We start from the raw sequence: 23006 nt of genomic DNA, 5'->3' as shown, positions 1-23006 counted from the left end.
CGCGGCCGGGCGGCGGGTCGGCGGCGGGGACCGTTGTACGGGCGGTGCGGGGGGCTCCGGGGCGTCCTCGGGCGGGCCCGGCAGGTAGCGGCGTACGACCTTGGCGGAGACCTGCGCGAAGGCTTGCGGGAGCTGCCCGGGCGGCACCCGGCCGCCGTCCCACCCGGCGTCCGGTCCGGGGGCCGGCGCCGTGTCCGGTCCGGCCGCGGGCTCTCCGGTGAGCTGGGCGACGGCCAGCGCGGGGAAGTTGCGCACGCCGCGCCCGAAGTGGGCGAGGACGTACTCGGAGCAGTGCTTGAGCACCAGCGCGGCCTCGTCCCGGCCCAGCGGCCCGAGCAGCACCTCCTGCACGCCGGGGACGAACTCGTACCACTGCCCGGCCGGTTCGCCGCTGCGCCGCAGCAGTCCGCCGAGCAGGACCTCCGCCAGGTCGGAGGGCTCGGAGTCGGGCAGCATGGTGCGCTGGACGAGCCGCATGACGGGCAGGGTCAGCGGCGCCGCCGCGAGGTACACGGCGAGCTGGACGGCGCCGGGTGCGGCGGAGGAGCGGAACCGGCGGACGAGTTCGCGCGGCGGGCGGGCGGTGGGCGGCAGCGGTACGGGGGCGGCGGGGTGGTGGGCGAGGACGCGGCCCACTTCGGCGGGGACGGGACCGGTGCCGAGGCCGGCGACGATCCGGGCCCACGCGCCGAGGGCGACGGCGTTGGGCGGCAGCACGGGCACGGTGAGGCCGCCGGTGGGGCGGCCGGGCCGGGGCGGCCGGTCGGGCCGGAACCGCAGGGCGGGCCCGCCGCCCGCTCCCCCGCCGGCCCGTTCCAGCAGTCCGCGCTCGGTCGGCAGCCAGCTGCGGGCCCACAGCCGTTGCGGGAGGGGCTGTACGACGGCGCAGGGCGCGCACTCGGCCCAGCGGTGCAGCAGCCGCTGCGCCCGGCCTTCGCGCCACAGGGGCCCGGCGCAGTCGGAGACGACGATGGTCAGGGCCCGGCCGGTGGGGTCGCGCAGCTGGTCGCCGGAGCGCAGTCCGGGGCCGGGTGCGGGGCCGCGGCCGACGGCGGCGGTCCCGTCGGGGAGCCGGTGCAGGTGGTGGGCCTGGACGTCGCGGAAGGCGCCGAGGCGCTCGCACACGGAGCGGAGTTCCTCGAACATCTCCCGCCAGACCGCCATGGACGGCGAGGCGTCCATGACGAGCCGTACGGTCGCCTCGCGGCGGGTCTCCGGCCGGAAGACGGGGATGACCAGTCCGAGGGCGCGGGCGCTGGCCTCGACGGTGGCGGTCTCGTCGAGGACGGTGCGGGTGGGGCGGCCGGGGGGCCGGTGCCGTTGGAGGGCGCGCAGGGCCCGCTGGATCTCCAGGATCCGGGGCAGTGCGGCCGCTCCGGGCACGCGTACGGGGATCCCGCCGGCGACGGGGATCTCGGCGGCGGCCCCGGTGTCGGGGGCGGGGGGTTCCCCGGCGGGGTAGAGGCTGACCGGGTCCTCGGGCTCCGGTTCCGCCGGGGCCGCCGGGTCCGGGGGTCCGGCGGTGTCGGCGGGTCCGGGCGGGCCGGCCGGTTCCCCGGGGTGGGCGGAGCCGGGTTCGGGGGCGGTGCCGGCGGGCCGGGCCGCCGCGCTGCCGGCGCGGGCGGCCAGCCAGAGCGCGTCGGCGAGTTCCTCGGCGGACGGGTCGAGGCCGGCGGCGCGCAGCAGCCCGGCGAGGGTGCGGATGTCCGCGGCCGCGGCCCCGTCGGTGCGGGCGGGTTCCTGGGGCACGGCGGCTCACCTCGGGCGGTCGAGGCGCTGGATGAGCAGGTCGGCGAGGTCGTCCCGGCTGGGCGGGGCGGCGTAGTGGGTGAGGTAGATGGCGTTGAGCAGCTGGTCGGCGGCGACGAGTTCGGTGCGGGAGCGGGTGAGGAACTCCCGGATCAGGTCGGCGCCGAGCTGGGCGGCCTCTTCGCCGAGGTGGGCGCGGACCATGGTGGCGAGGCGCTTCTCGCCGGGCTGGCCGAGCTTGAGCTGGATGCAGCGGCGCAGCAGGGCGGCGGGGAAGTCCCGTTCGCCGTTGCTGGTGAGGATGATGAAGGGGAAGGCGCGGCAGCGGACGCGGCCGTCGCGGACGGTGACCTTGGCGCCGTCGTCGGTGAGTACCTGCACCTCGGGTTCGGAGTCGGCGACGCGTTCGAGTTCGGGGAGGGTGAACTCGCCTTCCTCCAGGACGTTCAGCAGGTCGTTGGGCAGGTCGATGTCGCTCTTGTCGAGTTCGTCGACGAGGAGCACCCGGGGGCGTTCGGTGGGCAGCAGGGCGGTGCCGAGGGGGCCGAGCCGGATGTACCGGCCGATGCCGGGGGGGCTGCCGGGGGAACCGGTGCCGGCGGCGATCTGGACGTCCTGGAGCCGGGCGAGGGCGTCGTAGCGGTAGAGGCCCTCCTGGAGGACGGTCCGCGACACGACGGGCCAGCGCAGCACGCGGCCGAGTTTCAGCTCGTGGGCGACGGCGTGGGCGAGGGTGGACTTGCCGGTACCGGGGTAGCCGGTGACGAGGAGGGGCCGGCGCAGGTAGAGGGCGGCGTTGACGGCCTCCAGTTCCTCCGGTTCGGGCCGGTGCAGCTCGGCGGCCTGCCGGTGGGCGCCGAGGCGGCGGGCCACGTTGCCGTCGGGGGCGGCGGCGGGGCCGCCCGGTTCGACGGCGGGGCCGCCGTCGAAGTCCCGCCAGGGCGGCGGTTCGGGTAGGGCCTCGATCCCGTCGTGGGGTTCGCCCACGCCCCGGTAGATGAGCCATTCCTCGTTCACTCCCGCTCCCTCCCGCACGTCCCGCACCACCCGTACCCCGCTCCGGTCCCCGACCCGGCTCCGGCTCCGGCTGCCGGCCCGTCCCGGGTCACAGGTCGCCCCGCAGCGGCTCGTCCTCGGGCAGCGCGCGGGCCGGGTCGTCCCAGACGAGGGCCAGCCCGGCCGCCCAGTAGGCGTCGGGGTCCGCCCCGTAGGCCCGTTGCCGCAGGGCCTGGAGGCGTTGCGGCAGCACCGCGCCGCGGCCGGCCTCGGCGAGTTCCTCCCGCAGACCCCGGTGGAAGGGGGCGCAGGAGGCCCCCGGGTCGGCGGGGGGCCTGCGGCAGACCACCACCCCGTAGCCGGCCTCGCGTACGGAGTGCAGCGCGCCCAGGGTCGGTTCGGCGTCCGGCGCCCGGCAGAGCACCGGGACGGTGTGGTCGAGCAGCCCGGCGAGCCAGCCCGGCGAGGGGCTGCGGGGCCGGCCGCGCAGGCAGTCGGCCCGCTGGGCCATGAGCGGGCCGGCCTGCACCCGTGCCCACCGGCCGGACGGGACGGCCCCGCCGCCGGAGCGGAACACCACCGGCCGCTGCACCCCGACCGGCGTCCCGCCCGACACGGTCCACTCGTCGACGGCGAGCCCGAACAGCTCGGGTGCGACGGCGACTTCGAGGAGCGCGGCCGCCTCGTGGGTGTCGCACCGGCGGAACCCTTCGGCGAGCGGGGCGCGCAGTGCGTCGGGCAGGGCGGCCAGGGTGGCGCGTACGCCGGCGGCGACGGGGGTGACCCGGTCGGGGCGGGCCGGGCCGGCCAGGACGGACACCCGCCAGTCGTAGACGTCCTCCCAGCCGTGCGCCCAGGCCTCCAGCAGGACGGAGGGGCCCGGCGGCAGCCCGGTGCGGCGCCGGGCGGGGCCGTGCGCCTCCCGGCCTGCGGCGGCTCGCCGGCGGCGTTCCCGCTCGGCGAGGCCGCGTTCGTGCCGTTCGCCCAGTTCCCGGCGCAGGGGGCGCCACAGCCGCTCGGCGGTGGCCCGTACCCAGTCCCACAGTTCCTCGTCGGCGCCCGGGGCGGGCGGCTCGCGGTGGTCGGCGACGCTCACGGCGGTGGCGTAGCGGAGCATGGCGGCGGCCTCGCCGCCCGCGCCGGGCGGGTCGTGGAGCAGGCCGAGGCCGTCGCGCCAGCTGAGCGGGGCGGGCAGGGTGGTGTCGGGCTCCTCGCCCCTGGCCTGCTCGGCCAGTTCCCGGACGGCTTCCGACGATCCGGGCGGCGGCAGTTCGGCGAGGAGCCCGCACAGGGTGGTGCGCTCGCCGGGGGTGAGGCGTCCGCGGCCGCCGTAGGGGTCGCCGTCACCGGCGGGGAGTTCGTCGTGCACGTCGGTCCAGGTCCTGCGGCTGTCGAGGTCGCTCAGGTGCCGGTCGTAGTGGTACAGGTCGTGGGCCTGCATGACCCTGCGGTAGAGGCCGGTCTGGCCGGTGGGGGCCATGGGCAGGGTGCGCAGCTGGGCCACGGACACGGCGAGGCCGCCGCCGGCTCCGCTGCGGCGGGCCTTGACGACGCCGACGACCTCTCCGCGGGCGAGGTCGACGACGGGTCCGCCGGACATGCCGGCTTCGATCTCGTCGTCGTCGCCGAGGCGGATCGCGGCGCCGCCGGCGGCGATGCCGCGCAGGCGGGTGGTGCGGCCGGTGATCTCGCGGAAGCCGAGTTCCTCGGTGCAGCCGAAGTAGGCGGCGTCGTCGAGGCGGGGTCTGGCCCGGTCCGTGAGCCAGACGCAGGCGTGGGTGACGGGGGCGAGGACGCGGACGAGTGCCAGGTCGGGCAGGTCCCACAGGGCGCGGCGGCCGGGCCGCCGCTCGTCGAGCCGTTCGGGCAGGACGCATTCCACCCGGCCCGTGACCGTCCCGGTGGCGCCGTCGCCGCCGGGGCCCGGGGATCCTCCGGAGCTGCCGGAGTAGAAGGTGATGCCGACCTCACGCCCGGCCAGCCGCACGGCAGCACCCCCTTCGCCGACCACGTGCGCGCACGTCAGGACCCAGCCCGGGGCGATGAAGAACCCGCTCCCCCACGTCGGCCCGGTCCCGGGGGTCTCATACCCGTCCGGGGGCGCGTGGACGCGTACGGTGGCGGCCCGGACGAGGGGTTCGAGGAGCTCGAAGGCGCGCGCGGATCCGGCCGTGCGCCCGTCCGGCATCTCCGGTCCCCCGTTCCCCGCTCGCCCCGTGAAGGGCGTCCAAGGTAGCGCCGGGTGACGGACGGGCGGGAGGGTCTCGGGGGTAAGCGGATTATCCTGGCGGGAAACACCCCCATCACCACCACACGGCACGGAGCCCGACTTGTACTTCACCGATCGCGGCATCGAGGAGCTGGAGAAGCGGCGCGGCGAGGAGGAGGTCACCTTCGAGTGGCTCGCCGAGCAGCTCCGCACGTTCGTCGACCTGAACCCGGACTTCGAGGTCCCGGTGGAACGGCTGGCGACCTGGCTGGCCCGGCTGGACGACGAGGACGAGGACGACGAGTAGTCCGAGCAGCGCGTACCCACGACTGAGGGGCCCGACCGCGTACGGTCGGGCCCCTCGGCCATGCGCCGCGGGCCGAGGCGCCTGGATCAGGCGCCCCACCCCACCCTCTGGCGCGAAAGAGCCGCCCGCCTAGCGCCCGCGCCCGAGCACCGCAGCGGTCTCCTCCGGCACCTCGACGACGATGCTGTGGGAGCTGTCGATCCGCGACACGATGGCCTCGCGGGGTCCCCGGCGCCACGCCTCGCCGGCGTAGAACGCCGCTTCCTGATCGCGGTGCTCGTCGAGCGAGGCGAACGCACGGATCAGGTACGCCTCCTCGTGCCCGTCCTCGGCGACCAGGGAAGCACCGCAGTCCACCACCCGTATACCCGCCGCCTCCAGCAGCGGTACGGACTCCTCCCGCATCACCCGGACGAACTCCTCACCGGTACCCGGCTTCAGCCGATAGGTACGGATCTCAAGAATCACAGTCGGCTCCTGTCACATGGCAAGGCAGCCGACACTACCGACAGCCTCCGACACCCCGGTCGCAGCTTCGGGCCCCGCCGAGCGATTCCGCCACCGGACGGCGCCATCCAGCCAATGCCCGGCATCAGAGCTGCTTCGCGGTACTTCCGCCCCGTTCCTCCCGTTGTCCCGGCGACGATCACCGCCCGCCCCGTTCATCCGGTGCGGGCGGTGCCACGCGCCAAGAAGGGACGCTCCCGCCGCATGAGCACGCACCACCTCGGACGGGCGGCCGCCGTACTGGCCGCCGCCCTCGCCCTGGCCACGGCCACGACCGGGCTCACCGCGCACGCCGCCGCCCCGTCCGACGCGACGGGCAAGCACACCGCCGCCCTGCGCAGCGGCGGCGGTGCGGCGCAGTGCGACGCCGGCCCGGCCGGCTGGAAGGGCGACGGGCTCTGCCTGAACGCCGCCGACAACCGCAAGGTCGACGCGTACCTTGCCCGCGCCCGCGCGGCGGAGCCGTCGATCAGCCGCGACGTACAGGCCGCCGCCATCCTCAGCCAGGCCGAGGTCATCGGCTTCGACTACCGCCTCAAGTCCCCCGACTCCCTCAAGCGGAAGGTCGCCACGGACCTCAAGGAGCACCCCGAGCGCAACACCGACGACGTCCTGGCGCGACTGGGCGACGCCGTGCGCTACACCTTCCAATGGCCCGACGACCGCTACGTCACCGGCGTCACCATCGCCTCGCAGGTGCTGTCCGCCTGGGGCAGCGACGCCACGAAGTGGTCCAACACCTGGGGCCGCGAGAAGGGCTACAAGGGACTCAACACGGGCTGGCGCGCCCCCGGGTCGCGGCAGCTGTTCGAGGTGCAGTTCCACACGCCGTCGAGCAAGTACGCCCAAGAGGAGACGCACAAGCTGTACGAGGAGCAGCGACTGCCGTCGACCAGCCCCGAGCGCAAGAAGGAGCTCCAGGCCCAGCAGGACGCGATCTTCGCCGCGGTCCCCGTCCCGGACGGCGCCCCGGCCCTCGCTCCACCCGCCCCTCTCCTGACCCCGGCCGCCTGACGCCCGGCGAACGATCTCGTGAGAGCCCAACGGCCCGGCCGCACGAAGCGGTCGAGCCGTTGTCATTTGCGCGTTGCTGAAGCCGATGATTTTGACAGGTGACGCAGGAGGAAAACCGCAGGCGGGAACTGCTGAGGTCAGCAGACCGGGTGATGCCAGCGGAGCTCGGGGTCGCTCCCCAGGCAGTACGTGTGACCGCGCTCGGTTACCGTGAGCCGGACCTTGGTGACGTCCGGCCGCCCGAGGTCGGCCCACCCCAGGAGTGCCCGCTCGACGTCGTCCCAGAGACGGACCGGGCCGCCCTGGCGTACGTCCCACTCGTCGCCGTCCTGGACGAGCTCGGCGAAGCTCTCGCGGGTGGCGTCGAAGAGGTAGACCCTGGGACGGCCGTCGCTGTCCTGGACGTGCAGGACCTGGGTGGTCGGTGCTGCCAGCTGGACCAGGAAGGCCGGCATGAGCTCGTCGAGGGTGGTCGGGGCGACGAGGGCCCGCCGGTCGCTGTCGGCGTAGGCCACGCGCGAGGAAGGGTCCCCGGCGATCGGCCTGATCGCCTGCGAACGCGCCGGCATGAAGGACGCGTGGGAGATGAACCACCCGTCAGCCGTCCCGTCCTCGCGCACGGTGAGCTTGGCGAGGCCGGTCCCCGTGGTCAGTGACCCGATGGTGGCCAGGATGATCCCGCCGGGGCGGGTCTGCCGGACCCAGGTGTAGGGGATCCGCCGGACGCCGCAGGTGGCCACTACCCGGTCGTACGGGGCCCGGCGGGGCAGGCCGAGGAGTCCGTCCCCCGTGACGGTCCAGGTGGAGAACCCCACGGCTTCTAGGGCCTCGTCGGCGCGGGCGGCCACTTCGGGGTCGACCTCGATCGTGGTGACGTTGTCCTGGCCCAGGCGGTGGCACATCAGGGCCGAGGAGTAGCCGGTCCCGGTGCCGATCTCCAGGACCTGATGTCCGTCCTCGACCTCCAGCTCCTCGATCATCTCCAGCACGAGGCCCGGGTCCGTGGAGGACGACGTCGGGATGCCGGGGACCGGTCCGAGTGCCTGATCGGCGGTCAGGTGGTTGTCGAGCTGCGTCACGAGGGACGCGTCCGAGTAGGCGATCTCGGCCCACTCCGCCGGGTCCGCGCCAGCCGCGGTCACGGGCCGCCAGCGCCCGTTCCCGGCGGGCAGGAAGACGCCCGGGTTGAGGAACAGTTCGCGGGGAACGGCTTCGACGGCCTTCCGCCAGGACGGGGTACGGATGGAGCCGGCGGCTTCGAGGCGGTCGGCGAGGGCCTGCCGGTACGGGCTGGTGTCGGTCAAGGGGTTCCTCCTTGGGTGAGGAGGTCAGCGAAGGCGGCCGCCATCGGGAGCTCTGTTTGCTCCTCCAGCCACCCCCACTGGCCGTTGGGGTTGAGCTCCAAGAACCAGTGCGAGCCGTCGCGGTCGACGGCGAGGTCGAAGGATCCGGACGCGAGGCCGAAGGTGTCGATGAAGGCGATCAGGGCCGATTCCACCGGGGTCGGCAGGGTGACGACCGAGTAGGTCAGGGCAGAGTAGTCCCGCCGCCAGTCCAGGAGCCCAGAGTCGATGCGTACGGCGAAGACCTGGCGGCCCACGATCAGGACCCGGACGTCGTACGCCTTGTTGACGCGCTCCTGGAAGAGGTGCGGGGCGACCCGGACACGGTCGTCGATCTCGTCGGCGCCGACGGGTTCCGCCCACCCGGCCAGGGGAACGCCGTCCCGCTGGTAGGTCGTCGACCGCAGCGTCTTGTAGATCACCTCTGGGTGCGCCGTGACGAACTCGCGAGCGTCGGCAGGGTCGTTGGTGACGAGCGTGGGCGGAACGGCAAGGCCGAGACGCTGGGCGAGGGCCAGCTGATGGGGCTTGTAATCGGCTTCGGCGTTCAGCGCCGGGTGCTTTACCCACAGTGCGCCGTCGAGGGCGCGCAGGACGCCGCCGAGACCGTGCCGCGTCTGAGCGGCGGCGAAGCGGGCGTCCTCGGGGTCCAGGCGCGCGAAGTCGGGCCAGGTGGGCCGGCGCCAGTACACGGCTCGTACGTCGTCCAGGTGGGCGGTTCTCGACGGGGTGAGCACCCGCCCGGCCGCGTGGGCCGAGCGGATGCCGTACCGAGCCGAGACCGTCAGGCCGTCGCCGATGTCGGCGGGGTTGAACCTCAGCACCGGCACACCGAGCCGGTTGAGGTGGGTGATGACCCTGTCAGCGGTGGGATCCTCCGCCTCCGTGGCCACCAGGACGGGCCTTGTCTCGGTCATGGGGGGGTCAGTCCTGCTGGTCGTCCTGGTCGGTGCTCTGGTCGGTGGCGCCCGGCTGTCCGTCCGGGCTGGTCGTCTGGGAGGTGCCGGTGGCGGACGCGGTGCCGTGCTGGCCCATCTCGACCACGCAGCCGTTCCGGTCGCGGAAGACGCCGAGCTGGGTGACGGGGTCGATCGTGACGGAGGCGTGCGGCATCGGCACGGTGGTGGCGTACGGGGCGAGTCGGCTGCTTCCCCACGGGGCGAGGGGCAGGGGCGAGGTGATGGACATGGGACTCCGATCGTGGGTAAACCCGGGCCCGGATGGGACCGGGAGGTCAAAGGGTGTCGAGCAGGGCGCGCGCGGCGACGAGGAGCGGCGTCAACCCGCTCACCTCATCGGCCAGAGCTGCCTCCCCGCCCGGTCGGCCGTCAAAGAAGTTGCTGCGCGCCCAGCACACCCACGGGTCGTGGTGGACGGCCCAACCCGAGTGGCAGAGCTGGCAGTAGGCCATAGGGCCGCCGTACTTGATGTCGATGGGCGCCAGCTGGCCGCAGCTGGGGCACCTCGCGTGCGTCTGCGTGCACTCGCCGTCGGGGTGAGCGGCGGACTTCACCACCTCCAGCGTCAGCCGGTGGAGGTCGAAGGCCTCGCGCTCCACGCGGTCCCACCCGTGCGTCACTTCGCTCCCTCCCGCAGGACAAGGGCCGCGGCGACTCCGGCGAGGACGAGGAGGTACAGAGCCTGTCTCCGGCGATCACCCACGCGTGGTCACCTCGCGCTCCAGGCCCGAGCTCGCGGCCGCCTGGTGGGTCTCCTGGACGGCCTCGGCGATTCGCGCCGCGCCGATGCGGACGAGGAGTTGGACGGCGGCCGTCCGGCAGAAGTACGCCCCGGGCGCGGGGGTGGCGGCCCAGTAGATGGGCCGGCCCTCGCTGGGGCGGTCCACGGTGGTGTCGGGTACGCCAAGGTGGGTGCCGCGGCTGAGGCATTCCACGGGGCTTCGGGCGCTCCAGCGGTCCGACGTGCCCGGCTCGACGAGCGCGTAGTAGTTCCGGCCGCGCGAGTCGTGGATGACGGGCCCCTCCAGGGCGCGGGCGAGGGCGATGTCGACGAGCCGGCGGTCGGAGCTCACGGCGGCCGCGAAGGCGAGCGCGTCGGGGATGCGCACGGCCTCGAAGCTGGCGCCGAGCGGCAGTACGGCGACGCCGTGGTCCTGCCACTCGGCGTGGGCGTTCGCGGGCTCGGACAGACAGCTCGCGTACCAGTCGGCCGTTCTCTTGGAAGACATGGCGGCTCCCTAGCGTCGTCGGGCGGACGGTCGGCGGGCGTTGCCCGTCGGCTCCCTCACCACGAGTGAACGGCTCCGGGCCCGGGGCCGCCGGACCTTCGCCCGGACTTTCGGGCGGACTTTTCACGTCGAGCGGGCTTTCAGGAGCCCCGGAAACCGCTACGGTCAGGTACCCCCAGGTCACCGGAGGTGACGGTGCAACCCGATCTGACAGCCTTCACGCATGCGTGCATCGTCCAGGGCTGGGAGAAACCGGCGGACTTCCTGCGGGCGTTCCAGATGACAGCGGACATCCTCGGCGAGCCCGTCACGCTGACGGGCCGGCAGGTCCGGCGGTGGCGACAGCCCAACCCGCCCGCGCCGCGCGCGAAGGCCTGGCGGACATTGCACGCCATGTTCGGACTTTGTCCGACCGAACTGGGTTCGCCCTCTACCGGATCACCCTGGCCAAGAACCTCATTGCCGCCGGAGAGGTGGACGAGGGAGCCGCGCATGCGGTAGGCAGCCTGGAGCACCTGGAGGAGGTCGAATCCGGGCGCGTCACGCAGCGGCTGGCCGAGGCGGCCGGCGCGCTGGGGAACGTCGAAGCGGCCTCCGCCCGGGAGGCTGCCGGCGAACTGGCCGAGTACGTACAGACAAGGGGGGCGGCGTGATGTCCGAGGTGAGGTACGAGCGGTTCGAGGGGTCCGAGGCCGCGGGCGCCCTCGACGCATTCCTTCCGGCCTACGAGGAGGTCTACGCCGAGCCTCCCTACAACGAGGGCCCCTCCGACGTCGCGCAGTTCATCGACCACTACCTCGCCCACGTCCAGCGCCCCGGAATGCGGCTGATCATCGCCCGGGACGGCGAGGAGGTCATCGGCTTCGCGTACGGGTACCTCCTCGCGGCCGACACCGGCTGGTGGGCCAACCTGGACAGGGAGCTTCCGGAGGACTTCACGCACGAGGACGGCACCCGTACGTTGGTGATCCTGGAGCTGGCCGTCCGTAAGCCGTGGCGCCGCCGGGGCGTCGCCGCCGCGCTGCACGCCGCCCTCCTCGGCGGTCTCGCGGTGGAGCGGGTCACGCTCACGGTGCGGCCCGAGCCGGAGGCAGCCCCTGCCCAGACGGCCTACGCCGCATGGGGGTACCGGGCGGTCGGAACGGCCCACCCCTGGGAGGATGCGCCGTTCTACAAGGCGATGGTCCTCGAAATCGCCGCTTCCACAGCACCCTGACCAATGATCTTTTGAGAGCCCAACGGCCCGGCCGCACGAAGCGGTCGGGCCGTTGTCATTTACGCTCTGACCAGCAGCGCAGGGAAAAACCGGGGCGCCCGAGATCAGGCGGCCTTCGTCTCCCAGAAGATGCGGTCGATCTCGGCGATGAGCTCCAGGGCCTTGGCGCCGGTCGCCGGGTCGTTCGACGCCTTGGCGGCCGAGAGGGCCTTCAGGGTGTCGTTGACCAGGGTGTGGAGCTGGGGGTACTTCTCGAAGTGCGGGGGCTTGAAGTAGTCGCTCCACAGCACCGAGACGTGGTGCTTCGCGAGCTCGGCGCGCTGCTCCTTGATGGTGATGGCGCGCGCGCGGAAGTCCGCGTCCTCGTTGGCCTGGTACTTCTCCTGGACGGCCTTGACGGACTCGGCCTCGATGCGGGCCTGGGCCGGGTCGTACACGCCGCAGGGCAGGTCGCAGTGGGCGGAGACCTTCACCTTGGGGGCGAAGAAGCGGGAAAGCATTGGAGTGGGTCCTCCTCGTGATCGTCTTCTCAAGGGTGGAGATTACTCGCTGAGAATCCGGAAATCGCGGGCGCCCCCATGGGCTTAGGACAAAAGTCCAGCCCCGGCCGGGCGGGGGTGAGCGAACGTACGGGGCGTTGCGGCAGCATGCGGGGAGCGATGAGGAGGCCGGAGATGGTGCGGAGCGGGCGGGCGCGGGTGCGCGTGGGGATCACCGAGGTGACGGGGCCGTCGATGGTGCCGACGCTGGTGCACGGGGACCGGCTGGCGGTCCGGTACGGGGGGTTGGTCCGGCCGGGTGACGTGGTGGTGTTCCGGCATCCGCTGCAGCAGGACCTGCTGGTGGTGAAGCGGGCGGCGGAGCGCCGGCCGGGCGGCTGGTGGATGCTCGGGGACAACCCGTTCAACGAGACCGGGGACAGCACCGACTACGGCGCGGTCCCCGAGGAGCTGGTGCTGGCGGTGGCGTTCCTGCGGCTGCGGCCGCGTCCGGCGGGTCAGCGTTCGCTGAGGGCGCGGCTGTCCTGGGCGTGGTCGGCGGTGCGGCCGCTGCGTGCGGACGCCTCGGCCTCCAGCCGCTTGCGGGCGCGGTAGGCGGCGACGTTGGCGCGGGTGGCGCAGCGGTCGGAGCAGTAGCGGCGGGAGCGGTTGGTGGAGGTGTCGAGGTAGGCGTTGCGGCAGGGCGGCGCCTGGCAGAGGCCGAGGCGGTCGGGGCCGTGTTCGGTGACGGCGAAGGCGAGTCCCATGGCGGCCATGGCGGCGTAGCCGGCGGAGGCGTTGGAGGGGTGCTCGGCGAGGTGGAGGTGCCAGTCGGGGCTGCCGTCGTCGCGGGCGGTGTCGTGGCCGGTGACCTGGGGGCTCACGGGGAACTCCATGAGGAGGGAGTTGAGGAGGTCGACGGCGAGGGCGTGGTCGCCGCCGTCGGCGGCCTCGAAGACGGCGCGGAGCCGGCCGCGGACGTTGCGGAAGCGGGTGACGTCGGTGTCGGTGACCCGGCGGGCCATCTGGACGCTGGCGCCGAAGAGGGCGCGGACGTCGTCCACGGAGGTGAGGGCGTCCTTGCTGCGGGCCGGCTCCTCGGTGTTGACCAGGCGCACGGCGAAGTCCGAGTAATGGGCCAGTTCCACTTGTAGTCCTTACGGCTGCGGTTTAGTGTCGACATCAGCCGAGTAACGGCTGCTTTGGCTTCGAGGGTATTACGTGTGGAGGGGTTCGGGATGGCGGACGCTGTGACTGGCTCGTTCGGTACGGACTGGCGGGCCTGGCAGGAGAGCTGGGACCGCCAGCAGGAGTGGTACATGCCCGACCGCGAGGAGCGGTTCCGGGTGATGCTGGACATGGTCGAGGCCTTCGTGGGTCCCTCCCCCCGGGTGCTGGACCTCGCGTGCGGTACGGGAAGTATCACGGACCGGCTGCTGCGGCGGTTCCCGGAGGCGACGAGCACGGGGCTGGATCTCGACCCCGCGCTGCTGACGATCGCCCGGGGCCACTTCGCCGGCGACGAGCGGGTCGGCTTCGTCACCGCCGACCTGAAGGACCCCGACTGGCGCGCGGCCCTCCCGTACGACTCGTACGACGCCGTGCTGACGGCGACCGCCCTGCACTGGCTCCCCAGCGCGGAGCTGGCCGTCCTGTACGGGCAGATCGCGCCGCTGGTGCGCCCCGGCGGGGTCTTCATGAACGCCGACCACATGCCCGACGCCTCCACCCCGCTGATCAACGCCGCCGACCGGGCGCAGCGGCACGCCGGGATGGACCGGGCGAAGGCCGCCGGGGTCCTGGACTGGCGGGACTGGTGGGCACTGGCAGCGGCCGACCCGGTGCTGGCCGGGCCCACGAAGGCCAGGTTCGAGATCTACGGGGAGCACGCCGACGGCGACACCCCCGACGAGTTCTGGCACGCCCGCACCCTGCGGGAGGCGGGCTTCGCGGAGGCCCGTACGGTCTGGCGCTCCCCCTCGGACGCGCTGGTCCTAGGTCTCAAGTAGGAATTCCCGGCGGCAGCGCGAAGGGGCGGTACGGATGTCCGTACCGCCCCTTCCGCACCCCGCCGGGGGCGCGGGGAGCCGCGCGACCGGCCAGGGACGGCCCGCAGCCTCACCCACGCGTTCCCGCGGAGCGCTACAGCACCTTGGACAGGAACGCCTTCGTCCGCTCGTGCTGCGGGTTGCCCAGCACGTCGCGCGGGTTGCCGGACTCGACCACGACGCCGCCGTCCATGAAGACGAGGTTGTCGCCGACCTCGCGGGCGAAGCCCATCTCGTGGGTCACCACGATCATGGTCATGCCCGACTCGGCCAGGTCCCGCATGACGTCGAGGACGTCGCCGACCAGCTCCGGGTCCAGGGCCGAGGTGGGCTCGTCGAAGAGCATCAGCTTCGGCTCCATGGCCAGCGCGCGGGCGATCGCCACGCGCTGCTGCTGGCCGCCGGAGAGCTGGGACGGGTAGTTCCCGCCCTTGGTGCCCAGGCCCACGCGGTCCAGGAGCTTGACCGCGCGCTCGCGCGCCACGGCCCTGCTCTCGCCCTTGACCATGACCGGGGCTTCCATGACGTTCTCTATGGCCGTCATGTGCGGGAAGAGGTTGAAGCGCTGGAAGACCATGCCGATGTCCCGGCGCTGGGCCGCGACCTCGCTGTCCTTCAGCTCGTAGAGCTTGTCGCCCTTCTGCTTGTAACCCACCAGCTGGCCGTCGACCGAGAGCCGGCCGGCGTTGATGCGCTCCAGGTGGTTGATGCAGCGCAGGAAGGTGGACTTGCCGGAGCCGGACGGGCCGACCAGGCAGAAGACCTCGCGGGGGGCGACCTCGAGGTCGATGCCGCGCAGGATGTGGGCGGCGCCGTAGGACTTGTGGACGCCCTCGGCCTTGACCATCGGCTGGGCGGTCACTTCGCCACCTCCGTACGGCGGAACATGTTCAGGTTGGCCTTGAGCCGCTCGAACGGCGTCGGCGGCAGGCTGCGCAGCGAGCCGCGGGCGTAGCGGCGCTCCAGGTAGTACTGGCCGACGCTGAAGACGCTGGTCAGCGCGAGGTACCAGATGGAGGCCACGAAGTACATCTCGATGACGGCGCCGGCGGTGCTGCCGATGTTGGAGCTGGCGCGCAGGAGTTCGGTGTACTGCACCGCCGAGACCAGGGAGGAGGTCTTCAGCATGTTGATGAACTCGTTGCCGGTCGGCGGGATGATCACGCGCATCGCCTGCGGCAGCACGACGCGGCGCATGGTCTGCGTCTGGGTCATGCCGAGCGCGTGCGAGGCCTCGGTCTGACCCTCGTCGACGGACTGGATGCCCGCACGGACGATCTCCGCCATGTAGGCGCCCTCGTTCAGGCCGAGGCCCAGGAGGGCGACCATGAACGGCGTCATGACGTCGACGGTCTCGTTCTTGTAGATCGGGCCCAGGTTGATGTACTGGAAGATCAGCGGGAGGCTGAACCAGACGAGCAGCTGGACGTAGACCGGGGTGCCGCGGAAGAACCAGATGTAGAGCCAGGAGACGAAGCTCGTGACCGGGTTCTTCGACAGCCGCATCACGGCGAAGAGGATGCCGAGCGCCAGGCCGAGCGCCATGGCCGAGATGCTGATGATGATGGTGTTGCCGAGGCCGCTCAGGACGGCGGGGTCGAACAGCTTGTCGCCGACCGTACCCCAGATGATCTTGCCCTGGGAGAAGGCGTAGACGAGCCACGCCAGGATGACGGCGACCACCACGGCGCTGATCCAGCGGCCGTAGTGCCGTACGGGGATGGCCTTGATCGCCTCGTAGGGGTTGCCCGAGGCGCCGGGCCCGGCCGGAGTGGCGGCCGGACCCTTGTCGATCTTGTCAGTCACAATGACTGCCCTTCAGTGGAGCTCTCGGATCACTTGCCGGCGTTGATCGTGGCGGACTGCACGGCGCTGTCCTTGACGTTCCACTTCTCCAGGACCTTGGCGTAGGAGCCGTCCTTGATGATGGCGTCGAGGGCTTCCTTGAGGGCGTCGCGCAGCTGGGTGTTCTCCTTGGAGACCGCGATGCCGAAGAGGCCGACGTCGGCCTGCGCGCCGCCGACCTCGAAGTCGTTGCCGCCGCCCGAGGTCTTCGCCGTGTAGGCGGTGACCGGGAAGTCGTTCAGGTCGGCCACGGCGCCGCCGGCCTTCACGCGGGTCTGGGCCTCGGCGTCGGTGTCGAACGCCTCGATGGTGAGCTTCTTGTCGCCGCACTTCTCGGCCTGGGCCTTGAAGGTGTCCTCGTAGGTGGTGCCGCGCTGGACGGCGACGGTCTTGCCGCAGAGGTCGTCGAGGGACTTGATGTTCTGCGGGTTGCCCTTCTTGACGAGGAGCGAGACGCCGGAGGAGAAGTAGTCGACGAAGTCGACGCCCTTGCCGATCTTCTGGCCCTTGTCGTCCAGGCCTTCCTGGCGCTTCTTGTTGTCCGTGATCGAGGACATCGCGATGTCCTGGCGGCCGGTCTCCAGGGAGGTGATCAGGCCGTCGAAGGTGCCGGAGGTGAACTGGAACTTCACGCCGAGCTGCTTGCCGAGGGCCTCGGCGATGTCCGGGTCGACACCGACGATCTTGCCGCCGTCGACGAACTCCATCGGCGCGTAGGCCGTGTCGGAGCCGACCTTGATGACACCCGCGTCCTGGATCTTCTTCGGGAGCTTCGAGAACAGCGGAGCGCTGTTGTCGGTCTTGCCCGAGTCCGAGGAGCCGTTGCCCTCGGTCTGGTCGCCACATCCGGTGAGGATCAGGGCGCCGGCGACCGCGATCGCGCCGACCGCGGCGATCCGGGACCGGGCGGCGGTCGTACGACGGGTGGTGCTTGCGGTCATGAGCGGTTCCTCCGGCAGGGGTGGAAAAGCATCCGAGAGAAGGTCGGGCACGCACCATCGAGTGTCGCGACCTTGTGTGATTACGGCATCTTGCCATTCGGACTGACGCATTCAGGGTGCCCGTCAGGTCAAAATCAGATAACGGGCGCCCCCGACTAGCCAACAGGACTGCGGGCAAGGCCCATCGGAGCCGCACAAACCCCCGTGACCTGGCGTTTTCGCCTCACTATTTACGGTGCGTCTCGCCTGCTGGACAGAGAGATTTGGACTTTTAGCCAAAACCGGGGCAAGGACCCTACGATCAGTCCGGATTCGACTCGTCTGGGCGCATGTTCTTCGGGTAGAACAGATCCTTACACCCCTCATCCGGGGCTCAGGGCGCGCGTGCGGCGCGCCCGCGCGTACGAACCTCCCCTCCGCGGAGGCGGTCCAACCGTCGATGCGGAGTACGAACGCGGTGCCCGCCCACCCCTTAACCAGGAGTGGCCACCCTCAACGATTCAAGGACTTAAGGGGTCACACGAAGTGGCAGCGGAGATCGTCAACCCTCGCAGCGACAGTGCGACGGACAACAACCCCGATGCGGTGTTCGCGCTGCACCGCGGCGGCAAGATGGCCATTCAGGCCACGGTGCCGGTGAACGACAAGGACGACCTGTCCCTGGCGTACACCCCCGGCGTGGCGAAGGTGTGCACCGCCATCGCCGAGCAGCCGGAGCTCGTGAACGAGTACACCTGGAAGTCGAACGTGGTCGCCGTCGTCACCGACGGTACGGCCGTGCTCGGACTCGGCGACATCGGTCCCGAGGCCTCCCTCCCCGTCATGGAGGGCAAGGCGATTCTTTTCAAGCAGTTCGGCGGCGTGGACGCGGTTCCGATCGCGCTCGCGACCAAGGACACGGACGAGATCGTCGAGACGGTCATCCGTCTGGCGCCGTCCTTCGGCGGGGTGAACCTGGAGGACATCTCCGCGCCCCGCTGCTTCGAGATCGAGCGCCGCCTCCAGGAGGCGCTGGACATCCCGATCTTCCACGACGACCAGCACGGCACGGCCATCGTGACGCTGGCCGCCCTGCGCAACGCGGCGAAGCTCACCGGCCGCACCCTCGGCGACCTGCGCGCCGTGATCGCGGGCGCCGGCGCGGCGGGCATCGCCATCGCCAAGATCCTGGTCGACGCGGGCATCGGCGACGTCTGCGTCACCGACCGCAAGGGCGTGGTCTCCTCGGACCGCTCCGACCTGACGGACGTCAAGGCGGAGATCGCGGGCCTGACCAACAAGACCGGCCTGAACGGCACGCTGGAGGAGGCCCTCGCGGGCGCGGACGTCTTCATCGGCGTCTCCGGCGGCACCGTCGGCGAGGAGGCCGTGGCCACGATGGCGGAGAACTCCTTCGTCTTCGCCATGGCCAACCCGAACCCGGAGGTCCACCCCGACGTCGCGCACAAGTACGCGGCCGTCGTGGCGACCGGCCGTTCGGACTTCCCGAACCAGATCAACAACGTGCTGGCGTTCCCGGGCATCTTCGCGGGTGCCCTGAAGGTCCGCGCGACCCGGATCACCGAGGGCATGAAGATCGCCGCCGCCGACGCCATCGCCGGCGTCGTGGGTGACGAGCTCGCCGCCGACTACGTGATCCCCTCGCCGTTCGACGAGCGCGTCGCCGAGGCCGTCACGGCCGCGGTCGCCGCCGCGGCGAAGGCCGACGGGGTGGCCCGCCTGGCCTGAGCGCCACGCTGAGTCACAGTGCCACGGGTGGGGCCCGGCCGGATCGATCCGGCCGGGCCTCTTCGCGTGCGCGTCGTTCCCCCGCAGGAACGCACCCTCCCCGCCCCCGAACCGGGAGGGGTCGCTCCGCCCCCCTTGCCGGGCGCGTGGGAGAACGCGGGAACGCAAAGCGAGAACGCGACGGGAATGACAGGCTCATGACGAGCGCGCCGCATGGCTTGAATCCTACCCCCCTCCAGGACTGTTCTTGACGTTCCGGTTAGCCCCATGCGAGGCACAAACCGCCTGGTACGGCTGGTAGTTGAGCATCGAACCAGTACTTCCACTCCAGCCGGACCGCGATCACCCACCCCTGGTCAGGACGGCCTACCGACCGGTAGCGTCTGGCGCCATGTTCGCTGCCTATGCCGCCCGAATCGACCGAGACCAGCCGCTGAACGGCCTTGAGCTGGGCGAGCGCCCGGCTCCCGGGGCCCGCCCCGGCTGGGTGACCGTCAACGTCAAGGCCGCCTCCCTCAACCACCACGACCTGTGGTCGCTGCGCGGGGTCGGCCTCGGCGAGGACAAACTGCCCATGATCCTCGGCTGTGACGCCGCCGGGACCGACCAGGACGGCAACGAGGTCGTCCTGCACTCCGTGATCGGCCAGAGCGGCCACGGGGTCGGCCCGGACGAGCCCCGCTCGATCCTCACCGAGCGCTACCAGGGCACCTTCGCCGAGCAGGTGACCGTCCCCGCCTGGAACGTGCTGCGCAAGCCCGCCGAGCTGTCCTTCGAGGAGGCCGCCTGCCTCCCGACGGCCTGGCTGACGGCGTACCGGATGCTCTTCACCAACGCCGGGGTCCGCCCCGGGGACTCCGTGCTCGTCCAGGGCGCGGGCGGCGGCGTCGCCACCGCCGCGATCGTCCTGGGCAAGGCCGCGGGCCTGCGCGTCTTCGCCACCAGCCGTGACAAGGCCAAGCGCGAGCGGGCCGTGGAACTGGGCGCGGTGGAGGCGTACGAGCCGGGCGCGCGGCTGCCCCACCGGGTGGACGCGGTCATCGAGACGGTGGGCGCCGCCACCTGGTCGCACTCGGTCAAGAGCCTGCGCCCCGGCGGCACCCTGGTGATCTCCGGCGCGACCAGCGGCGGCACCCCGCCGGCGGGCGAGCTGCACCGGATCTTCTTCCTGGAGCTGAAGGTGGTCGGCTCGACCATGGGCACCAAGGACGAGCTGGAGGACCTGCTGTCCTTCTGCGCGACCACCGGCATCCGCCCGGTCATCGACCAGGTGCTGCCGCTGGACCGGGCGCGCGAGGGCTTCGAGAAGCTCGAATCGGGTGACCTCTTCGGAAAGATCGTCCTCACGACCTGAGTCCTGTCAATCAGGGTTGACGACCCTCCCGCGTCAACCTACATTGACAGCATGAGCGAAGCGACCGACCTCGCCGCACGCGCCGGCGACCGGGACCCGCGCGTGGGCCTGCGTGCCGTGGCCGCCCTCCGCAGGCTGCTGGAGCAGCTGGAGGCCGTACAGGTACGCAGCGCCCGCGCGCAGGGCTGGTCCTGGCAGGAGATCGCGTCCGAACTGGGCGTCAGCCGGCAGGCCGTACACAAGAAGCACGGGAGGCTGTGATGTTCGAACGTTTCACCCGGGACGCCCGGGACGCGGTGACCGGTGCGGCGGCCCGGGCCCGGGCCGCCGGAGCCAGCGCCGTCACCGAGGAACACCTGCTCCTCTCCCTGCTGGACGGCGGCGCGATGGCCCCGCTGGGCGTGGACCGCGCGGCGGTGGCCGCCGGCCTGGAGGCGGCCCGCCGCCGGGGCGGGATGTCCAAGGCGGACGAGGAGGCGCTCGCGGGCCTCGGCATCGACCTCTCGGAGGTCGTCTCCCGGGTCGAGGAGACCCACGGCGAGGGGGCCCTCGAGGCCCCCGCGCCCCGCAGGCGGGGCGTGGCGGCCTCGCTCCGCGAGGCCCTCGGCCGCCCCGAACCCGAGAACCGGCACGTCCGCTTCAGCCAGGGCGCGAAGAAGGCCCTGGAGCAGTCCCTGCGCGTCGCCCTGGGCCGCAAGGACCGCCACATCGGCACCCTCCACCTGCTCCTGGCCCTGATCTCCCGCCCCGGCCCGGTCTCCGAGGTCCTCGCGGACCACGGGGTCACCTACGCCGCGGTGGAGACGGGCCTCGCCGCCTAGGGGGTGTTGCGAAAGTCCCGCACGGCGCCCACGGCGCCCGGCACGCACTCTCGCCGCACCGGTCGAAGTCCCGAGTACGCCCAGTACGAGGGCCTTCGCCCGGCGCGCCGAGAGCACGCACCGGATACCGCGAGCAGCGCACAGGACTTTCGCAACACCCCCTAGCCGCCGTCAGCCCTTCAGCCCTTCAGCCCCGCCGCGATGCGGGCGGCCGCGGCCGCCAGGTGGGCGCGGGCCTCGGCGAGCTGCGCGGGGGTCACGCCGTGGTCGCGGGCCGCGTCGCGGACGTCGTCGCGGAAGCGGTCCAGCAGCCGGTCCAGGTCCCGCGCCGGCTCCGCGGTGGCCGTCAGGTCCTCGGCCCAGCCCGAGCCCGCAGGTCCGGGGGCGGCCGCCCACTCGGGGGCGGGGGCGGTGTGGCCGTTCCCCAGCCAGGCCCCGGCCAGGCTGCCCAGGACACCGCCGGACTTGGCGAACTGCTCCTGGAGCTGCGCCGCGATGCGCTGCACCTCCTCGCGGGCCCGCTCCTGGGCCTCCTTGGCCTGACGGCGGGCCTGCTGGGCCTCCTCGCGGGCCCGGCGGCTCTCGTCCTTGGCCCGGCGGGCCTGTTCCTTCCACTCCTGCTTCGCCTTGCGGAACTCCTCCTTGGCCGCCTTCCAGGACTCGTCCTCGAAGTGGGTCGCCGTCGCCGAGGCCGCGGCCCGCATCTCGCGGCGCAGGTCGCCTGCGGCGCCGCGCACGTCGTCCCGGATCTCCGCGGCCAGTTCGGAGACGGAGTCACGGATCTCCACCTCCAGGTCCGCCAGCTCTCCGACCCGGTCCGCCAGCTCGGCGCGGCCCGCGTCGGTGATGGAGTACACCTTGCGCCCGCCCTCGGTGGCGTACGTGACCAGCCCCTCGGCCTCCAGCTTGGCCAGCCGGGGGTACACGGTGCCCGCGGAGGGCGCGTACAGCCCCTGGAAGCGCTCCTCCAGCAGCCGGATCACCTCGTACCCGTGGCGGGGCGCCTCGTCCAGCAGCTTGAGGAGGTAGAGGCGGAGACGGCCGTGGGCGAAGACGGGCGGCATGTCAGAGCACCTTCTTGTCGAGCTGGAGGGGAGCGGCCGCGGCCGCCTGCGGGCGGCTCAGCAGGGCGATCGCCCCGGAGACGGTGGTGGCGCGCAGGGTGCCGCTGCCGGCGCCGAGGGTGCCGGTGATCCGCTTGGCGCCGAACTGGCCGGTGACCCGCAGGTCCGCGAAGCCGTTGGAGACGCTGCCGGTGGCGGTGTTGGCCTCGACCTTGGCGTCGGCGGGGTGCGGGAGGCGGATGGCCACCTGGCCGGAGACGGAGTTGAGGAAGACGTCCACCGGCTTGGCGGCGTCCGGGTCGGGGACGAGGTCGATGAGCATGTCGCCGCTGACCGAGTCGGCCCGTACGCTGCCGGCCGCGCCGTCGACGACCGTCAGGCCGCCGGAGACCGAGTGGAAGCCGAATTCACCGGCGACGGACTGCGCCTCGACACCGCCGGACACCGTGCGCGCCTCCACCCGCCCGGAGAGCCCGACCAGCGTCGCGTCGCCCGAGACGCCGTTGACCTCGGTGCCGCCGGAGATGCCGGACACGAAGGCGGCGGCGCTGACGGTGGCCAGCTGGACGCGGGTGCCGGCGGGGACGGTCAGCGTCACGGTGACGCTGCGCTCCCAGGCCTTGCGGCCGTCCGGGGAGGAGCCGGTCCAGGCCTTCCACGGCTTGCCCTCGATCCATTTCCGGAAGCCCTGGGAGCCGTTCCAGGGGAGGTCCTCGTAGGACAGCGTGAGGGTGCTGCCGTCCTGGACCACGTGCAGCGGTGGCCCGTCGACGTCGGCGACCTCCAGCCGGGCCGGGCCCTCCTCGGCGGCGACCACGTTGACGGTGCCGCCGACGACGCGTACGCGGAGGTCGTCCACCGGCTGCTCGAAGGTGAGCTTCTGCGGTGCGGCGACGGACCACGTCATCTGCTCGGACATGTGCTGCTCCTCCTCAGGCTGACGCACGCAACATATCGCGTCTTCTGTAGACACGATATATCGCGGCACCCCGAAGTCAAGCACCCCTTCTTCACGCGTCGCCCGCACCGCTGCGACAGCCTCCGGCCGTCGGTGCGGGGCAGGGTCGGTTCGGGTGGCGGGGGCCGGTGGGTCGTGCGCGGGTGGGTTGGCCGCTGCGCGGGGCGAGGGTCCCCTACCCACCCTTCCACCGTTCCCAGGGGCGCTGCCCCTGACCCCGTTTGCGCTCAAACGCCGCG

The 23006-nt window shown here is 72.4% G+C and carries 26 protein-coding genes; 10 read left to right on the top strand and 16 right to left on the bottom strand.

Annotated elements, in window-relative coordinates; genetic code table 11:
• The 3 genes from SSNG_RS42295 to SSNG_RS24020 all read right to left on the bottom strand — a co-directional run.
• Nucleotides 1-1749: SAV_2336 N-terminal domain-related protein (locus tag SSNG_RS42295; protein ID WP_007266503.1), on the bottom strand; the 1749-nt coding region annotated here is incomplete at its 3' end.
• A gap of 6 nt (nucleotides 1750-1755) precedes the next feature.
• Nucleotides 1756-2766, bottom strand: coding sequence for a MoxR family ATPase (locus SSNG_RS24025; RefSeq protein ID WP_007266502.1), 1011 nt, complete (start codon nucleotides 2764-2766; stop codon nucleotides 1756-1758).
• Nucleotides 2767-2854: 88 nt separating this feature from the next.
• Nucleotides 2855-4933: a trypsin-like peptidase domain-containing protein gene (locus SSNG_RS24020; RefSeq protein WP_042801772.1), complete on the bottom strand. Its 2079-nt coding sequence runs from the start codon at nucleotides 4931-4933 to the stop codon at nucleotides 2855-2857.
• Nucleotides 4934-5075: 142 nt separating this feature from the next.
• Between SSNG_RS24020 and SSNG_RS24015 the strand changes: the two genes are divergently transcribed.
• Nucleotides 5076-5261, top strand: coding sequence for a DUF6104 family protein (locus SSNG_RS24015; protein ID WP_007266501.1), 186 nt, complete (start codon nucleotides 5076-5078; stop codon nucleotides 5259-5261).
• 129 nt (nucleotides 5262-5390) lie between these two features.
• On the opposite strand, the gene SSNG_RS24010 is transcribed toward SSNG_RS24015, so the two are convergent.
• Nucleotides 5391-5729 carry an NIPSNAP family protein gene (locus SSNG_RS24010; RefSeq protein WP_007266499.1) on the bottom strand — a complete coding sequence of 113 codons (339 nt, stop codon included), beginning with the start codon at nucleotides 5727-5729 and terminating at the stop codon, nucleotides 5391-5393.
• A 243-nt stretch (nucleotides 5730-5972) separates the two neighbouring features.
• Here SSNG_RS24010 and SSNG_RS24005 point away from each other — a divergent pair, with 243 nt between their 5' ends.
• Nucleotides 5973-6782 carry an ATP nucleotide 3'-pyrophosphokinase gene (locus tag SSNG_RS24005; RefSeq protein WP_042801770.1) on the top strand — a complete coding sequence of 270 codons (810 nt, stop codon included), beginning with the start codon at nucleotides 5973-5975 and terminating at the stop codon, nucleotides 6780-6782.
• Between the two features lie 137 nt (nucleotides 6783-6919).
• Here SSNG_RS24005 and tgmC read toward each other — a convergent pair whose 3' ends face one another.
• The 5 genes from tgmC to SSNG_RS38100 all read right to left on the bottom strand — a co-directional run bounded on the left by tgmC (nucleotide 6920) and on the right by SSNG_RS38100 (nucleotide 10313).
• Complete coding sequence (tgmC, locus tag SSNG_RS24000; protein ID WP_007266497.1) at nucleotides 6920-8086, bottom strand: ATP-grasp peptide maturase system methyltransferase; 1167 nt, start codon at nucleotides 8084-8086, stop codon at nucleotides 6920-6922.
• Complete coding sequence (gene tgmB, locus SSNG_RS23995) at nucleotides 8083-9042, bottom strand: ATP-grasp ribosomal peptide maturase (protein ID WP_007266496.1); 960 nt, start codon at nucleotides 9040-9042, stop codon at nucleotides 8083-8085. The genes tgmC and tgmB overlap by 4 nt, the downstream gene beginning before the upstream one ends.
• A 7-nt stretch (nucleotides 9043-9049) precedes the next feature.
• Nucleotides 9050-9313 (bottom strand): putative ATP-grasp-modified RiPP, encoded by a 264-nt coding sequence (gene tgmA / locus SSNG_RS23990; RefSeq protein ID WP_007266495.1) that lies wholly within the window; start codon nucleotides 9311-9313, stop codon nucleotides 9050-9052.
• Between the two features lie 46 nt (nucleotides 9314-9359).
• A complete protein-coding gene (locus SSNG_RS23985; RefSeq protein ID WP_007266494.1) occupies nucleotides 9360-9704 on the bottom strand; it encodes a hypothetical protein in 345 nt (114 codons plus the stop codon).
• A gap of 75 nt (nucleotides 9705-9779) precedes the next feature.
• Complete coding sequence (locus SSNG_RS38100; protein WP_007266493.1) at nucleotides 9780-10313, bottom strand: hypothetical protein; 534 nt, start codon at nucleotides 10311-10313, stop codon at nucleotides 9780-9782.
• A gap of 404 nt (nucleotides 10314-10717) precedes the next feature.
• Between SSNG_RS38100 and SSNG_RS23975 the strand changes: the two genes are divergently transcribed.
• Both SSNG_RS23975 and SSNG_RS23970 read left to right on the top strand, forming a co-directional pair.
• On the top strand, nucleotides 10718-10966 hold the full coding sequence (locus SSNG_RS23975) for a hypothetical protein (protein WP_042801768.1): 249 nt from the start codon (nucleotides 10718-10720) through the stop codon (nucleotides 10964-10966).
• Nucleotides 10966-11529 carry a GNAT family N-acetyltransferase gene (locus tag SSNG_RS23970; protein WP_042801766.1) on the top strand — a complete coding sequence of 188 codons (564 nt, stop codon included), beginning with the start codon at nucleotides 10966-10968 and terminating at the stop codon, nucleotides 11527-11529. The genes SSNG_RS23975 and SSNG_RS23970 overlap by 1 nt, the downstream gene beginning before the upstream one ends.
• Nucleotides 11530-11633: 104 nt before the next feature.
• Here the strand turns inward: SSNG_RS23970 and sodN are convergent, their stop codons facing one another.
• Nucleotides 11634-12029, bottom strand: a complete 396-nt coding sequence (sodN, locus tag SSNG_RS23965; RefSeq protein ID WP_007266490.1) for a superoxide dismutase, Ni — start codon at nucleotides 12027-12029, stop codon at nucleotides 11634-11636.
• A gap of 174 nt (nucleotides 12030-12203) precedes the next feature.
• Between sodN and sodX the strand changes: the two genes are divergently transcribed.
• Nucleotides 12204-12623 (top strand): nickel-type superoxide dismutase maturation protease, encoded by a 420-nt coding sequence (gene sodX, locus SSNG_RS23960; RefSeq protein ID WP_128637119.1) that lies wholly within the window; start codon nucleotides 12204-12206, stop codon nucleotides 12621-12623.
• Here sodX and SSNG_RS23955 read toward each other — a convergent pair.
• On the bottom strand, nucleotides 12527-13156 hold the full coding sequence (locus SSNG_RS23955; RefSeq protein ID WP_007266488.1) for a CGNR zinc finger domain-containing protein: 630 nt from the start codon (nucleotides 13154-13156) through the stop codon (nucleotides 12527-12529). The genes sodX and SSNG_RS23955 overlap by 97 nt on opposite strands.
• A 90-nt stretch (nucleotides 13157-13246) precedes the next feature.
• On the opposite strand from SSNG_RS23955, the gene SSNG_RS23950 reads away from it, so the two are divergent.
• Complete coding sequence (locus SSNG_RS23950; RefSeq protein ID WP_007266487.1) at nucleotides 13247-14017, top strand: class I SAM-dependent methyltransferase; 771 nt, start codon at nucleotides 13247-13249, stop codon at nucleotides 14015-14017.
• 133 nt (nucleotides 14018-14150) lie between these two features.
• On the opposite strand, the gene SSNG_RS23945 is transcribed toward SSNG_RS23950, so the two are convergent.
• The 3 genes from SSNG_RS23945 to SSNG_RS23935 are packed head-to-tail and all read right to left on the bottom strand — an operon-like array spanning nucleotide 14151 to nucleotide 16842.
• Nucleotides 14151-14903, bottom strand: coding sequence for an amino acid ABC transporter ATP-binding protein (locus tag SSNG_RS23945; protein WP_042804020.1), 753 nt, complete (start codon nucleotides 14901-14903; stop codon nucleotides 14151-14153).
• A gap of 11 nt (nucleotides 14904-14914) precedes the next feature.
• Complete coding sequence (locus SSNG_RS23940; protein ID WP_007266485.1) at nucleotides 14915-15862, bottom strand: amino acid ABC transporter permease; 948 nt, start codon at nucleotides 15860-15862, stop codon at nucleotides 14915-14917.
• A gap of 29 nt (nucleotides 15863-15891) precedes the next feature.
• Nucleotides 15892-16842, bottom strand: a complete 951-nt coding sequence (locus SSNG_RS23935) for an ABC transporter substrate-binding protein (protein ID WP_042801763.1) — start codon at nucleotides 16840-16842, stop codon at nucleotides 15892-15894.
• Between the two features lie 537 nt (nucleotides 16843-17379).
• Here SSNG_RS23935 and SSNG_RS23930 point away from each other — a divergent pair.
• The 4 genes from SSNG_RS23930 (at nucleotide 17380) to SSNG_RS23915 (ending at nucleotide 20745) form a co-directional block, all read left to right on the top strand.
• The gene (locus SSNG_RS23930) at nucleotides 17380-18570 is read left to right on the top strand and encodes an NADP-dependent malic enzyme (RefSeq protein ID WP_277752168.1); all 1191 of its coding nucleotides are present in this window, start codon (nucleotides 17380-17382) and stop codon (nucleotides 18568-18570) included.
• Between the two features lie 391 nt (nucleotides 18571-18961).
• Complete coding sequence (locus SSNG_RS23925) at nucleotides 18962-19924, top strand: zinc-binding dehydrogenase (RefSeq protein ID WP_007266481.1); 963 nt, start codon at nucleotides 18962-18964, stop codon at nucleotides 19922-19924.
• A gap of 51 nt (nucleotides 19925-19975) precedes the next feature.
• Nucleotides 19976-20185 (top strand): helix-turn-helix domain-containing protein, encoded by a 210-nt coding sequence (locus SSNG_RS23920; RefSeq protein ID WP_007266480.1) that lies wholly within the window; start codon nucleotides 19976-19978, stop codon nucleotides 20183-20185.
• Nucleotides 20185-20745: a Clp protease N-terminal domain-containing protein gene (locus tag SSNG_RS23915; protein ID WP_007266479.1), complete on the top strand. Its 561-nt coding sequence runs from the start codon at nucleotides 20185-20187 to the stop codon at nucleotides 20743-20745. The genes SSNG_RS23920 and SSNG_RS23915 overlap by 1 nt, the downstream gene beginning before the upstream one ends.
• 179 nt (nucleotides 20746-20924) lie before the next feature.
• On the opposite strand, the gene SSNG_RS23910 is transcribed toward SSNG_RS23915, so the two are convergent.
• Both SSNG_RS23910 and SSNG_RS23905 read right to left on the bottom strand, forming a co-directional pair.
• Complete coding sequence (locus SSNG_RS23910) at nucleotides 20925-21809, bottom strand: helix-turn-helix transcriptional regulator (protein WP_007266478.1); 885 nt, start codon at nucleotides 21807-21809, stop codon at nucleotides 20925-20927.
• Between the two features lies 1 nt (nucleotide 21810).
• Nucleotides 21811-22728: a DUF4097 family beta strand repeat-containing protein gene (locus tag SSNG_RS23905; protein WP_042801761.1), complete on the bottom strand. Its 918-nt coding sequence runs from the start codon at nucleotides 22726-22728 to the stop codon at nucleotides 21811-21813.
• Nucleotides 22729-23006: the final 278 nt, after the last annotated feature.

This window comes from Streptomyces sp. C (assembly GCF_000158895.1).
GTDB lineage: Bacteria > Actinomycetota > Actinomycetes > Streptomycetales > Streptomycetaceae > Streptomyces > Streptomyces racemochromogenes.
The sequence above is the reverse complement of the archived record's forward strand: the minus strand, read 5'-3'. Positions and strand labels throughout refer to the sequence as shown.

Excerpts from the sequence above, each read along its gene's own strand:
- SSNG_RS24020 (WP_042801772.1), bottom strand. The coding sequence starts at position 4,933 with ATGCCGGACGGGCGCACGGCCGGATCCGCGCGCGCCTTCGAGCTCCTC.
- SSNG_RS24005 (WP_042801770.1), top strand. The coding sequence starts at position 5,973 with ATGAGCACGCACCACCTCGGACGGGCGGCCGCCGTACTGGCCGCCGCC.
- tgmB (WP_007266496.1), bottom strand. The coding sequence starts at position 9,042 with ATGACCGAGACAAGGCCCGTCCTGGTGGCCACGGAGGCGGAGGATCCC.
- tgmA (WP_007266495.1), bottom strand. The coding sequence starts at position 9,313 with ATGTCCATCACCTCGCCCCTGCCCCTCGCCCCGTGGGGAAGCAGCCGA.
- SSNG_RS38100 (WP_007266493.1), bottom strand. The coding sequence starts at position 10,313 with ATGTCTTCCAAGAGAACGGCCGACTGGTACGCGAGCTGTCTGTCCGAG.
- SSNG_RS23970 (WP_042801766.1), top strand. The coding sequence starts at position 10,966 with ATGTCCGAGGTGAGGTACGAGCGGTTCGAGGGGTCCGAGGCCGCGGGC.
- sodN (WP_007266490.1), bottom strand. The coding sequence starts at position 12,029 with ATGCTTTCCCGCTTCTTCGCCCCCAAGGTGAAGGTCTCCGCCCACTGC.
- sodX (WP_128637119.1), top strand. The coding sequence starts at position 12,204 with ATGGTGCGGAGCGGGCGGGCGCGGGTGCGCGTGGGGATCACCGAGGTG.
- SSNG_RS23950 (WP_007266487.1), top strand. The coding sequence starts at position 13,247 with ATGGCGGACGCTGTGACTGGCTCGTTCGGTACGGACTGGCGGGCCTGG.
- SSNG_RS23945 (WP_042804020.1), bottom strand. The coding sequence starts at position 14,903 with ATGGTCAAGGCCGAGGGCGTCCACAAGTCCTACGGCGCCGCCCACATC.
- SSNG_RS23935 (WP_042801763.1), bottom strand. The coding sequence starts at position 16,842 with ATGACCGCAAGCACCACCCGTCGTACGACCGCCGCCCGGTCCCGGATC.
- SSNG_RS23925 (WP_007266481.1), top strand. The coding sequence starts at position 18,962 with ATGTTCGCTGCCTATGCCGCCCGAATCGACCGAGACCAGCCGCTGAAC.
- SSNG_RS23920 (WP_007266480.1), top strand. The coding sequence starts at position 19,976 with ATGAGCGAAGCGACCGACCTCGCCGCACGCGCCGGCGACCGGGACCCG.
- SSNG_RS23915 (WP_007266479.1), top strand. The coding sequence starts at position 20,185 with ATGTTCGAACGTTTCACCCGGGACGCCCGGGACGCGGTGACCGGTGCG.
- SSNG_RS23910 (WP_007266478.1), bottom strand. The coding sequence starts at position 21,809 with ATGCCGCCCGTCTTCGCCCACGGCCGTCTCCGCCTCTACCTCCTCAAG.
- SSNG_RS23905 (WP_042801761.1), bottom strand. The coding sequence starts at position 22,728 with ATGTCCGAGCAGATGACGTGGTCCGTCGCCGCACCGCAGAAGCTCACC.